Origin of the sequence: Kribbella sp. NPDC058693 (genome assembly GCF_042715335.1) — a bacterium.
In the GTDB taxonomy this organism is placed as follows: domain Bacteria; phylum Actinomycetota; class Actinomycetes; order Propionibacteriales; family Kribbellaceae; genus Kribbella; species Kribbella jiaozuonensis.
Genome location: NZ_JBHXSQ010000003.1, coordinates 687,509 through 699,763, shown reverse-complemented (window position 1 = coordinate 699,763; position 12,255 = coordinate 687,509). Strand labels below are relative to the sequence as shown.

The window sequence follows — 12,255 nt, the reverse complement described above, 5'->3', positions numbered from 1 at the left end:
CGCCGTGAGCGACATCCACGGCCACCTGGAGAAACTGACCGCCGCCCTGCACGACGCCGGCCTCACCGATGCCGACGGCAACTGGGCCGGCGAGGACGCCCGGCTGTGGTTCCTCGGCGACTTCTTCGACCGCGGCCCGGACGGCATCGGCGTACTGCGCTATGTCCGCGGCCTGATCGAGCAGGCGCCGGACGGCGCGATCCAGATGCTGCTCGGCAACCACGAGATCCTCGCGCTCGGGATGCGGAAGTTCGACGACACGTTCGTCCCGCACGACGGCCTCACCCTGCGCAGCTTCGAGCGTTCCTGGGCCCTGAACGGCGGCCAGGACCGCGACCAGGAGCTGCTCACCGACGACGACGTGGCCTGGCTGCTCGACCGGCCGATGATCGCGCTGGACGCCGGCCACCTGCTGATGCACTCCGACACCGCGGAGTACGTCGAGTGGGGCGACTCGATCGACGCGATCAACGCCGCGGCGAGCGCCGAGCTGCACTCCGACGACATCGAGGTGTGGTGGGAGATCTGGCGCCGGATGACGTCGCGGTACGCGTTCCGCGGTGACGGCGGGCCGGAGATCGCCCGCATCCTGCTCGAGCACCTCGGCGGTCACCGGATCGTGCACGGGCACAGCATCGTGGCCGACCAGCTCGGCATCGACCCGCAGTACCTGACCGAGCCGCTGCTGTACGCCGACGGTCTCGTGCTCGGCATCGACGGCGGCGCGTTCGACGGCGGACCGTGCCTAGTCGTCGAGCTGGAAGAGCTCTCCGCGGAGTGAGCCCACCACGGCGTCCAGGCAGGACCGAAAGGTCCGCTGCCCACCGCCGTCGATCCAACGGCTGAAGGCGTTCTGGAACACCGCCGACCCGACCTGCGCGACCAGCGCCGCATCCTCGGCCGACAAACCTCGCTCTTCGAGGCCGCTGCGCAGCGCGTCGGTGACTGAGGCCAGCTTGGTCCGCTCCCGCTCCTGCAGCTCCGGACTGGCAGCGATGACCGCACGCCGTACGTCGGAGTTCTCGGCGATCTCGGCCAACTGCGCGCCGATCACCTCGGCCGCCTGGAGCACGGCCGCCCAGGGGGCGACGGCCGGATCGACGGCCCGGATCGCCTCGATGACGGCCGGGGCCAGCCGCTCAGAGCCCGCGAACAGGACCTCGCGCTTGTCCGGGAAGTAGCGGAAGTACGAGCGCCGGGTCAGGCCGGCGTGCTCGGCTATCTGGTTGACGGTCACGGCGTCGTACCCGTGCGCGGAGTACAGCTCGAGGGCGGCCTTGCGCAGCCGCTCCTCCGCACCGGGATCCCATCGCGCCATGGACCCGAGCTTAGCGTGACGTCCCACAGTGTCATCAATCGTGCTACGGTCGATGATGACACCCTGAGACATCACTGGAGAGCTGATGACGATCTGGATTCTTGGCGCGACCGGGCGGACCGGCCGCGAGATCGCGACCCGCGTCGCCGCCCGCGGCGGTGCGCCGGTGCTGGTCGGGCGGAACGCGGATCGCCTCCGCAAGACCGCCGCGGATCTCGGCCTCGACGACGTGCTCGTGACCGACGACCTGCCCGGCGAGATCGCGCGGCGACGACCGACCGTCGTCGTCAACACCATCGGCGGGTACGCCGACACCGCCGTACCGATCGCCCGGGCCTGCCTGCCGGGTGGGCATTACGTTGACCTGGCCAACGATCTGGTCGCGATGCCGCAGCTGCTGGCGTTGCACGACGAGGCCGTCGCGGCCGGGAGCACGTTCGTGACGGGTGCGGGGTTCGGCGTACTAGCGGTCGAGTCGGTCGTCGCTCATCTCTGCGCGGACCGGCCGACGCCGAGCCAGGTGCGCGTGGATGCGTTGCCGTCGGTCGCGATCGAGGGCGGTCCGTTGGGTGAGGCGCTGGCGCGGTCGATCGTGTCCGGGCTGACCACGGGCGGGCTGGTATTCGAGGACGGCCGGCTGACGAAGGCCCGGTTGGCGGCTGATGCGCGCGAGCACGCGCTGCCGGACGGGCAGACGGCGAAGTCCGCGGGTGCTCCGACCGGTGAGCTGCTGGCGGCCCAGCTGTCGAGTGGTGCGCCGTCGGTTGTTTCCACGTCGGGCTTGATGCCGACGGCACCGATCGTGCGGGTGGTGTTGCCGGCGGTCGGTGCGCTGCTCAAGATCCCGGCGGTACGACGGTTCGCCGTACGCCGGATGGCTGCGATCGAAGGTAAGCCGACGCCGCGTCCGCGGGAGCATTCGTGGGGGCATGCGGTCGTGACGTGGGCGGACGGCACCACGCTGGAGGGGTGGCTGCGGGCAGGGGACGCGATGGAGTTCACCGTGAGCGCGGTCGCGGAGACCGCCGTACGGCTGGCTCGTGGCGAGGGCCAGGCCGGTGCGTACACGCCCGCCCGTGCCCTCGGCGCCGAACTCGCGGAAGCCGCGGGCGGGACGTTCCTTACTTCTACCTGGGAATGAGTCCGCGGCGACCGGGGTTGTCAGCAGGTATGGCGGAGAAGACTGTGAAGATTCCTGGGCCGGACCACCCGATCACCGTCGGGAAGAACCCGGACCGCGTGGTCGTGAAGGTCGGCGACCAGGTGATCGCGGATACGCACGATGCGCTGTCGCTGCAGGAGGCCAACTACCCGGCGGTGCAGTACATCCCGCGGAAGGACGTCGACCTCACGCAGCTCGAGCGGACCGATCACGAGTCGTACTGCCCGTACAAGGGCGATGCGGCGTACTACAGCGTCCTCCCCGCCGGGGCGGACGGGGTGAACGCGGTGTGGACCTACGAGCAGCCGTACGACGCGGTCGCGGACATCCGCGAGCACGTGGCGTTCTACCCCGACAAGGTGTCGATCGAGATCATCGCCGACTGACGAAGTCGGCGAGGACCGGGGCGAGCAGCTCCGGTGGTACGACATGGCTCTGGCCCGCGAGCTCGACGAGTTCGGCCGCGGGCAGGATCGTCACGATCCGGTGCGCAGCGTCGACCATGAACGGCGCCGTCGCCGTCCCGGCGAGGACGAGTGTCTCCGGTTTGATCGTGCGCAGCAGGTCGACCGGAGTACCGGTGCCGGCGAGGCCGTGTTCCATCACGGCGAAGTCGTAGGCCAGCGTCGGCGCGCGGTCGGCAACAGTGGGCGCGTATTCGAGCGCGGCCTGCTTGGGCAGTCCCGTCATCATCAGGAACAGCTCGACAGCCTGCTGGTTCTGCCCCTCGCGGATCCGCTCGAGCACCTGCTCGCCGTCGTCCGACGGGTCCACGTCGTCCGGCTCGTACGGCGGCTCGTGCAGCAGGACATGCGTGAACGGCAGTCCGGTGCCGGCTGCGATCGCCGCGAGTCCCGCGCCGGACGAGTGCCCGTAGATGGCCGCCGTACCGCCGAGTGCTGTCACCAGGGCGGCGATGTCGTCCACCTCGCGCTCGACGGCGTACGGCGTGACGTCGCCGGAGTCACCGCGACCGCGCCGGTCGTACGTCACCACGTCGAAGTCGCTCGCAAGTACGTCGGCCAGCGGCCGGAGCGATTCCCGGTCGCACAACGCTCCCCCGACCAGGACGAGCGGGTGCCCGCTGCCCAGCCGGTCGTAGGCGATCGTCGTACCGTCCGCTGACGTCACTGTCTGCATGCTGTCCTCCAGTTTGGCGTTGACGAACGTGACGTCGGAGCCGATCCGCAGCTTTCGACATATCCGTTGGCGGTTGACCGGACTGAGTGGTTCACTGCGTTTCGATGATCACCAGAGTCGACACCTACCTCCATAGCGTCCCGCTGTCCGGTGCAGTCGCCGAGCAGGTCGGACCGTTCACCCTGTTCCGCAGTACGACGGTGTGGCCGTACTACGCGCGCCCCGTGCCGGGCTCCGATGTCACGATCAAGCCGGACGATGTCGAGCTCGTGCGGGCGCGGTGTGCCGAGCTGGAGATCCCACTGAGCTTCGAGTGGGTCGTGGACACCTGTCCGTCGCTGGGACCGGCCGCAGCTGCTGCGGGCCTGACTGTGGTCGAGCATCCGTTGCTGGTGCTCGAGCGCGACGACTTCCGACCTGTTGTGGCTGATGCTCGGGTGGAGATCCTGTCTGCCGACGAGGACGTGGTCCGGGCAGCCCGTGCGGTGGCCAACCTGGCGTTCAGCGACCCGGGTACTGCGGTCGGCGCGGCTGGGCCGGCGGAGCGGGACGCGGCCGCCGCCGAGACGCCGGACGACATGGTGGCTACGCTGTCCGACCGGGCACGCCGGGGTATCTCAGTCACGGCTGGAGCGTTCACCGACGACGGCATGGTGGCCAGCGGAACCCATCAGCCGGTCGACTCCGCCACCGAGATCGTCGGCGTCGGCACGCTGCCATCGATGCGTCGCCGAGGGCTGGGTGCAGCCGTGACGTCCACGCTGGTCGAGCACGCCCTCTCGCACGGCGTAGACCTCGTACTCCTGTCAGCCGAGTCGGACGCCGTAGCAGCCGTCTACGAACGCGTCGGCTTCCACCGAATCGGAAGCGCCGGAGCAGCAGAGTGACCGGCAGCCCGACCTCCCGCCTCGTCGTACTGCGCGGAAACTCGGGCTCCGGCAAATCCACTACAGCAAAGGCACTACGCGAACGCCTCGGCCGCGGCACGGCCTGGGTCGAGCAGGACCACGTCCGCCGCATCATGCTGTGGGAGCACGACCTTCCGGGCAGCGTGAACATCGGACTGATCGACCTGAATGCCCGCTACGCGCTCGACCACGGGTACGACGTGGTGCTCGACGGCATCATGAACGCCGGCCGGTACGGCGACATGCTTCGCCGGCTGACGGCTGACCATCGTGGGACGACATTGCACTACTACTTCGACATCCCGTTCGAGGAGACCGCCGTACGGCATGCCACCCGGGAGCTGGCCGGGGCGTTCGGTGTTGAGGCGATGCGGGAGTGGTACCGCGAGCGGGATCTGCTGGACGGGATCAAGCAGACGGTGATCGGTCCGGAGAGTTCACTGGACCAAACCGTGGGTCAGATCCTGACCGACCTTGGGGTGGAGACCGACGGGGCCGTACCGTTGTAGGGATGAGCACTTCCGAGCCGACCCGCCCCCGTACCCTCGCTGAGGCGTTGCGGACGTGGGATGACGCCGGGCTCGGTGAGCTGCTGCGGCGGCGGCCGGATCTGGCGCTGCCTATTCCTGCGGACACCGGGCAGCTGGCGGCGCGGGCGACGAGCAACGCGTCGGCTGCGCGGGCCGTCAACCGGCTCGACGAGTTCGGGGTGGATCTGCTGGAGTCGCTGTCCGCTCTGCCCGAGCCGGTCGACCTGGAGGCGCTCGCCCGGGGCGTGGATCAGCCGGTGGAGGTGGTCCGGCCGCGGGTGACCGAGTTGCTGGACCTCGCGCTGGTGTGGGGGACCGAGGACGACCTGCGCCCGATCCGCGCCGTACATGAACTGCTCGGTCCGACACCTGCCGGCCTCGGTCCGGTCACCACGCGGCATTTCGGCGATCTGGACAAGCTGATCGAGGAGGCCGGTCCGGATGCGAAGGCAGTGCTCGACAAGCTGACCTGGGGTCCGCCGACGGGTTCGGTGGAGAAGGCCGAGCGTCCGGTGACGATCGCGTCCGCCCGTACTCCGGTGGAGCGGTTGCTGGCGCGAGGTCTCGTCGTACCGAAGGATCCGAACACCGTCGTACTCCCGAGGCAGATCGGCCTGCACCTGCGTGGTGGACGCGTGCTGGCGTCGACCAGGCCGACGCCGCCGCCGTTGGACGGCAAGAAGGTGTCAGCCTCCATCGCCGACCGGGCCGCGGCGGGTGCCGCGCTCGACCTCGTGCGACTGGTGGACCGGGCGCTGGAGCAGCTGGGGACCGAGCCGCCGCCCGTACTGCGGACCGGTGGCATCGGCGTCCGTGAGCTGCGCAACGTGGCCGGGAAGATCGGTGCGGAGGAGCAGAACACCGCAGCGGTCCTGGAGATGGCGTACGCCGCTGGACTCGTTGCAGCAGTGGAGGTTGGGACCAGCGAGCTATGGCTGCCCACCAGTGCCTACGACGACTGGCTCGAGCTGGACCTGGCGCATCGGTGGGCTCAGCTCGTCATCGCCTGGTTCTCCGGGCTCAGGGCGATCGGACTGATCGGTCGGCGGGACAGCGGCGCTGGTACGGCGGCTGCACGCGAGCGGCTGATCAACGCGCTCGCGCCGGACCTGGAGCGGTTGCTGGCGCCGGAGATCCGCGTGCTTGCGTTGCAGGCGCTGGCCGGAGCTGGTGCTGGTACTGCGCCTGCTCCCGAGACTGTGGTGACGTGGGTCGCGTGGCACCGGCCTCGGCGTGGTGGGCAGTTCCGGGACGACCTGGTCGAGTGGAGCGTGTCTGAAGCGGCGCTGCTCGGGCTGACCGGTCTGGGTGCGCTGGCGAGTCATGCCCAGCCGCTGCTCGGAGCTGAGCCGAATGCTGACGAGCTGGCCGAGGCGATCAGCCCGTTGATGCCGGAGCCGGTGTCGGAGGTGCTGCTGCAGGCTGACCTGACTGCGATCGCACCTGGTCCGCTGGTGCGCGTCGTGCAGGACGAGCTGTCCGCGATGGCGGACGTCGAGTCGGACGGCGGTGCTGGGGTCTACCGGTTCAGTGAGAGCTCGGTGCGGCGCGCGTTCGACCTCGGACGTACTGCGGATCAGCTGCACACGTGGCTGGTCGAGCACTCGCGTACGCCGGTGCCGCAGCCGCTCACGTACCTCATCGACGACGTCGCGCGACGACACGGCGTACTGCGGCTCGGGACGGCGTCGACGTACCTGCGGTGTGACGACGAGACCGTGCTGACGCAGCTGCTCAACTCGAACCTGCCTGGTGTTCGCTTCCGCCGGTTGGCGCCGACCGTGGTTGTGTCACCGTCGCCGCCGGACATGGTGCTGGCCCGACTGCGGGACGCCGGACTGGCGCCGCTGGCGGAGACGTTCGACGGGGCGCTGCATGTGACCGGTACGCCGCGACGTGGTGAGGCGCCACGACGCCGTACCAGCCGGGACTTCAACGAGAGCGCGTTCGACCTGACCGACGACCAGGTGAAGGCCGTCATCGAGAAGGTCCGCGCCGGCGACCGCATCGCCGCCGAACGCCCCGACGACCAGGGCCTCGTCGAACCAGCAGCCCCCGCCGAAACCATCGCCGTACTGACCAACGCGGCAGAGTCCCACAGCCGCACCTGGATCGCCTACGTCGACCACAACGGCACCTCATCCGAACGCATCGTAGAACCGGTCCGAGTAGCCGACGGCTGGCTGACCGCCTACGACGACACCACCGACAACCCCCGCACCTACGCCCTCCACCGAATCTCCGCCGCCCGAGGCGTCGATTGACCGACCTGCTGATCCTGACCGGTTTGCCGTACTGCGGTAAGACCACGCTGGCGCGGGCTCTCGAGCAGGACGGGGCGGCTGTCGTCGAGCTGGACCACATCAACCGGGAGCGGGGCTTTCGGATCGAGGACGGCGTGCCGATGGCGGAGTGGCCGGAGACGATCCGGCAGGCGGGGGTGCGGGTCGCTGAGAGCGGGGCGGACGTGGTCGTGCTCAGCTGGGTCAATCCGAGTGAGCGGGATCGGCAGCGGTGGCGGGACTTTGCGGTGGCGCAAGGGATGCGTCATTTGACTGTCTACCTGCTGGCTGACCAAGAGCTGCTCGACGAGCGGCGCAGTGCGGCTGTTGCGGGGCCGGATCGGCACGTCCTGTCTGACGAGGTGCTGCAGCGGGTGCAGCGGCGGTTCCAGGTGCCGGTGGACGGGAGTGCGCTGGTTGTGGAGGCCAGCTGGAGCACCCAGAAGCAGGTCAAGGTTGTGACTGCGGCTCTGTGAATTGACCGCTCAGGCACAATGGAAGGTCGGGGCGAGATTGAGGAGTGACGGGTGACAGACGGTCCACTGATCGTGCAGTCGGACAAGACGTTGTTGTTGGAGACCGCACATGCGGAGGCCAACGAGTGTCGGAAGGCTATTGCGCCGTTCTCCGAGTTGGAGCGGGCGCCGGAGCATGTGCACACCTATCGGCTGACGCCGCTGGGGCTGTGGAACGCTCGTGCCGCGGGGCACGACGCGGAGCAGGTGATCGACGTACTGCTGCGCTACAGCCGCTACCCGGTCCCCCACTCGCTGCTGGTCGACATCGCCGAGACGCTGGACCGGTACGGGCGGCTGCGGCTGGAGAAGCACCCGCAGCACGGACTGGTACTGGTGACCACCGACCGGCCGGTGCTGGAGGAGGTGCTGCGCAGCAACAAGGTGAAGCCGATGCTGGGCGAGCGCATCGACGACGACACCGTCCTGGTGCACCCGTCGGAGCGCGGTCACCTCAAGCAGACCCTGCTCAAGCTCGGCTGGCCCGCGGAGGACCTGGCCGGGTACGTCGACGGCGAGGCGCACAAGATCGAGCTGGCGCTGGACGGCTGGGAGATGCGTCCGTACCAGCAGCAGGCGGTGGACTCGTTCTGGCACGGTGGCTCGGGTGTCGTCGTACTGCCCTGTGGGGCGGGTAAGACGATCGTCGGCGCGGCCGCGATGGCACAGGCGTCCTCGACCACGCTGATCCTCGTCACCAACACCGTGTCCGCACGGCAGTGGAAGGACGAGCTGCTCAAGCGCACCAGCCTGACCGAGGAGGAGATCGGCGAGTACTCCGGTGCGCGCAAGGAGATCCGGCCGGTCACGATCGCGACGTACCAGGTGATGACGACGCGCCGGAAGGGCGTGTACTCGCACCTGGAGCTGTTCGACGCCCGCGACTGGGGTCTGATCGTGTACGACGAGGTGCACCTGCTGCCCGCGCCGATCTTCCGGATGACCGCGGACCTGCAGACCCGGCGCCGGATCGGTCTGACCGCGACGCTGGTCCGCGAGGACGGCCGCGAGGGTGACGTGTTCTCGCTGATCGGCCCGAAGCGGTACGACGCGCCGTGGAAGGACATCGAGGCGCAGGGCTGGATCGCGCCGGCGGACTGCATCGAGGTGCGGGTGGATCTCGAGCAGACCGAGCGGTTCGTGTACGCGACCGCCGAGCCCGAGGACCGCTACCGGCTGGCCGCGTCGACGCCGGCCAAGTCCCGGCTGGTACGACGGATCGCCGAGCATCACGCGGGCGAGCCGCTGCTCGTCATCGGTCAGTACATCGACCAGCTGGACGAGCTGGGCGAACGCCTCGAATGCCCGGTGATCAAGGGCGAGACAACGGTGAAGGAACGACAGCGGCTGTTCCAGGCCTTCCGGACCGGTGAGATCAACCGGCTCGTGGTGTCCAAGGTCGCGAACTTCTCCATCGACCTTCCCGAGGCGTCGGTCGCCATCCAGGTCTCCGGCACCTTCGGCTCCCGCCAGGAAGAGGCCCAGCGCCTCGGCCGAGTCCTACGCCCCAAGGGCGACGGCCGCACCGCCCGCTTCTACTCCATCGTCGCCCGAGACACCATCGACGCCGAATTCGCCGCCCACCGCCAACGTTTCCTAGCTGAGCAAGGCTATGCGTACACGATCGTCGACGCGGAGAACCTATTCGCCTAGCCGTGTATGGATGCCGTTGAAGTGGCTCTTCATGGAGTGGGCGTAGGTGTCGGGGTTTGCCGACTCCAAGGCGTTGAGGAGGTCTCGGTGCCAGGTGGCGGCGTCTGCGGGGGTGTAGCGGGCGCCGGGGAGGCGGGCGTCCACCTGGGCGAAGGTGCGCCAGAAGACCGACAATAGATCGATGACGAGGGCGTTGCCGAGGGGCTCGTAGAGCGCCTGGTGGAAGGCCCAGTCCTCGTCCGGGAAGTACTGCCCGTCGCCGGCCTTGGCCTCCATCCGCTGGACGATCGGCTCCAACGTGTCGTACCCGTACTGCTTGAAGTGTGCGACCACGTCGTCCGCCAGCCCGACCTCGATGGCCTGGCGGACCTCCAGGACGTTCTGTACGTCGCGGAGGTCGCCCGCCATCGACTGGGACATGCGGAACGCGAGCCCGTCCTCCAGCGACTGCAGGTTCACCTCGCCGACGTACGTCCCGTACCCGTGCCGGATCTCGATGATCCCGACGGCCTGCAACGCCTTCATCGCCTCGCGCAGCGGGTGCCGGCCGACGCCGAGCTGCGCCATCAGCTCCTGCTCGTTGGGCAGCGGGTCACCCGCCTTCAGCCCGCGCTCCAGGATGTACGACTTCATCGCATCCCGGATGAAGGACTGATTCCCCGCCGCACCTCGTGCCCGGCTGAGCCCACCCGTTGTCACTGCCGGCCTCCCTTGGTTAGGACCGCTCAGTGTAATCCGGCGCGGTCCAGTAGTGGCCGGACCGCGGCGATCTCCGTGTCGTTCAAAGGAATACAGGGGTACGCCGTCACCGGACTGTCGATCACACCGAGCAGATGCAGCCCGGCCTTGAACGCACCGAGCGCGGCCGAGCTCGCACCCATCCGCGACCGGTCCGCGACGTTGATGATGTCGAACAGCCGGAACAGCCGGTCCTGCTCTGCCCTTGCCGTCGCCGCATCACCTGATGCGGCAGCGTTGAACAGCCGGACATAGCCAGCCGGATCCACGTTCCCCAGACCAGGTACGACGCCGTCGACGCCGAAAGCCAGCGCGGAGTCGACCGTCACCTCGGACCCGGTCATGATCGCGAAGTTGTCCAGCTGCTTCTCGCGACGGGACAACACGAGCTCGCGCAACGACGTCTCCTGGCCGGACGAATCCTTCACTCCGGCAATCACGCCCTGCTCGCCCAACGAGATCACGACAGAGGCCGGGAGCTTGGTGCCAACCCGGGAAGGGATGTCGTAGGCATAGAGCGGAGTGTCTCCGGCCTGGGCGGCCAACCGAGTGAAGTGGCGTTCGATCTCCGCCCGGTGCGTGGCGGCGTAGAACGGAGCCGTGGCGACCAGTGCGTCCACACCGGCCTTGAGAGCAGCGGAGACGTGCGCGGCGACGCGGTTGGTCGATGTGTCGATGACACCGGCCAGCACCGGCACCTGTCCCGCCACCTCCGCCACGGTCGTCTCCAGCACAACCTGCCGCTGCTCGTCGGTCAGGAACGTGCCCTCACCGGACGTGCCGAGCACGAACACCCCGTTCACACCCCCGGCCAGCTGGTACTGGATCAGCCGCGCCAGCGATGCGGTGTCGACGTCGTACGACGGGGTGAGCGGAGTGACGAGCGGCGGTACGACGCCAGTCAAACGGGCGGATGCGGTCAAGGGGTCTCCCAACCTCAAAGGGCGAATGTGGCAAAGCGCAAGGTCGCGAACGAGGACGTCTCACCGGCCTCGTAGAAAATGCCGACCGAGCCGTCTGACAGCAGTACGAGATCGGAGTAACCGGCCATGCCCTCGTGCACGACCAGAGCCGGCTCCCACGACACACCGGAGTCCTCGGAAATGAAGAGAGTCAGCTCCCGCCGCGAAGACGGGTTGACCGGTGTCGACAGCAGCAGCCGCCCGTCCGGCAAGCAGACCACGCTCCCTTGGATACCCGGCGCGGTGATCTCAGGAATCCCGGCGTACGGCGCATCGAGGGTCTGACCGCTGTCGGATGACCAGGCGTGCACGCGGGCCGGTCCGGTGCCCTGGTGGTTGCGGGCGTTGAAGTAGAGCCGTCCGTCGGGTAGCTCGGCCACCGTAGTCTCGTTGGCATTGATCTCCGCGCCGTCATTGCGGTCGACGAAGCCCACGGACCAGTTCACGCCACCGTCGTCGCTGTAGATGCAGTGCCCGCCGTTCAGCCGGATCAGATCGTCCACCGGCTCCGACGGCACGAACGAGTGGTTCGCCGGTACGACGAGACGGCCGGAGCGCAGCGTGATCCCGTGGCACGGCCCGGTCGCGTACCAGCCCCAGTCCGCCGGCTTCACCTGCGAGGTGATCTCCACGGTCGGCGTCCACGAAGCACCGTCGTCCGACGAGCGCTGCACGAACACACGCCGCCCCGACTCCGGATCGGTGCCGCGGGCAAGCGACATCTCGACGGCGTGCGCGCCGTTCTCCACCGTGACCAGCACCACGTCACCCGACACCGGGTCGAACAGCGGCACCGGGTTCCCACAGGTCTTGCCGGCCTTGGCCGACACCACCTGCAGCGGCAGCCAGGTCTGCCCGCCGTCCAGCGAACGCCGCAGAACGATCTCGATCTCACCCGCGTCACCGGACCCGTGCAGCCGCCCCTCGCAGAACGCCAGCACCAGCGAACCCCGCGCCACCACGGACGGGATCCGGAACGTGTGGTACCCGCTCCCGGCGGGGTCGAAGACGATTTCCATCGCGCCGACTCTTGAAGACATAGGACGT

Annotated in this window: 13 protein-coding genes; 8 read left to right on the top strand and 5 right to left on the bottom strand. The window is 68.7% G+C overall.

Annotated features, from left to right (window positions below):
• Window positions 1-4 precede the first annotated feature (4 nt).
• Entirely contained in the window at window positions 5-781 is a 777-nt protein-coding gene (locus ACFWUU_RS21315) for a metallophosphoesterase (protein ID WP_380177463.1), read from the top strand.
• Here the strand turns inward: ACFWUU_RS21315 and ACFWUU_RS21310 are convergent.
• Window positions 746-1,318, bottom strand: a complete 573-nt coding sequence (locus ACFWUU_RS21310) for a TetR/AcrR family transcriptional regulator (protein WP_380177460.1) — start codon at window positions 1,316-1,318, stop codon at window positions 746-748. The genes ACFWUU_RS21315 and ACFWUU_RS21310 overlap by 36 nt on opposite strands.
• 85 nt (window positions 1,319-1,403) lie before the next feature.
• On the opposite strand from ACFWUU_RS21310, the gene ACFWUU_RS21305 reads away from it, so the two are divergent.
• Both ACFWUU_RS21305 and ACFWUU_RS21300 read left to right on the top strand, forming a co-directional pair.
• Entirely contained in the window at window positions 1,404-2,459 is a 1,056-nt protein-coding gene (locus ACFWUU_RS21305; RefSeq protein ID WP_380177457.1) for a saccharopine dehydrogenase NADP-binding domain-containing protein, read from the top strand.
• 29 nt (window positions 2,460-2,488) lie between these two features.
• Window positions 2,489-2,866, top strand: a complete 378-nt coding sequence (locus tag ACFWUU_RS21300) for a DUF427 domain-containing protein (RefSeq protein WP_137258819.1) — start codon at window positions 2,489-2,491, stop codon at window positions 2,864-2,866.
• Here ACFWUU_RS21300 and ACFWUU_RS21295 read toward each other — a convergent pair.
• A complete protein-coding gene (locus ACFWUU_RS21295; RefSeq protein WP_380177455.1) occupies window positions 2,853-3,620 on the bottom strand; it encodes an alpha/beta fold hydrolase in 768 nt (255 codons plus the stop codon). The two genes, ACFWUU_RS21300 and ACFWUU_RS21295, sit on opposite strands and share 14 nt — an antisense overlap.
• Window positions 3,621-3,724: 104 nt before the next feature.
• Between ACFWUU_RS21295 and ACFWUU_RS21290 the strand changes: the two genes are divergently transcribed.
• From ACFWUU_RS21290 to ACFWUU_RS21270, 5 genes are read left to right on the top strand one after another with little or no spacing between them, the layout of a single operon-like run.
• Window positions 3,725-4,507, top strand: coding sequence for a GNAT family N-acetyltransferase (locus tag ACFWUU_RS21290; protein ID WP_380177453.1), 783 nt, complete (start codon window positions 3,725-3,727; stop codon window positions 4,505-4,507).
• Window positions 4,504-5,037 carry a kinase gene (locus ACFWUU_RS21285; RefSeq protein ID WP_380177451.1) on the top strand — a complete coding sequence of 178 codons (534 nt, stop codon included), beginning with the start codon at window positions 4,504-4,506 and terminating at the stop codon, window positions 5,035-5,037. The genes ACFWUU_RS21290 and ACFWUU_RS21285 overlap by 4 nt, the downstream gene beginning before the upstream one ends.
• Window positions 5,038-5,039: 2 nt before the next feature.
• Window positions 5,040-7,322 carry a helicase-associated domain-containing protein gene (locus ACFWUU_RS21280; protein ID WP_380177449.1) on the top strand — a complete coding sequence of 761 codons (2,283 nt, stop codon included), beginning with the start codon at window positions 5,040-5,042 and terminating at the stop codon, window positions 7,320-7,322.
• Complete coding sequence (locus ACFWUU_RS21275) at window positions 7,319-7,816, top strand: AAA family ATPase (RefSeq protein ID WP_380177447.1); 498 nt, start codon at window positions 7,319-7,321, stop codon at window positions 7,814-7,816. Before ACFWUU_RS21280 ends, ACFWUU_RS21275 begins: the two co-directional genes overlap by 4 nt.
• Before the next feature lie 51 nt (window positions 7,817-7,867).
• Entirely contained in the window at window positions 7,868-9,508 is a 1,641-nt protein-coding gene (locus ACFWUU_RS21270) for a DNA repair helicase XPB (protein WP_380177444.1), read from the top strand.
• Here the strand turns inward: ACFWUU_RS21270 and ACFWUU_RS21265 are convergent.
• From ACFWUU_RS21265 to ACFWUU_RS21255, 3 genes are read right to left on the bottom strand one after another with little or no spacing between them, the layout of a single operon-like run.
• Entirely contained in the window at window positions 9,497-10,207 is a 711-nt protein-coding gene (locus ACFWUU_RS21265) for a FadR/GntR family transcriptional regulator (RefSeq protein WP_380177442.1), read from the bottom strand. The genes ACFWUU_RS21270 and ACFWUU_RS21265 overlap by 12 nt on opposite strands.
• 26 nt (window positions 10,208-10,233) lie before the next feature.
• Complete coding sequence (locus ACFWUU_RS21260) at window positions 10,234-11,169, bottom strand: dihydrodipicolinate synthase family protein (protein WP_380177440.1); 936 nt, start codon at window positions 11,167-11,169, stop codon at window positions 10,234-10,236.
• A gap of 14 nt (window positions 11,170-11,183) precedes the next feature.
• On the bottom strand, window positions 11,184-12,248 hold the full coding sequence (locus ACFWUU_RS21255; protein ID WP_380177438.1) for an exo-alpha-sialidase: 1,065 nt from the start codon (window positions 12,246-12,248) through the stop codon (window positions 11,184-11,186).
• Between the last annotated feature and the right edge of the window lie 7 nt (window positions 12,249-12,255).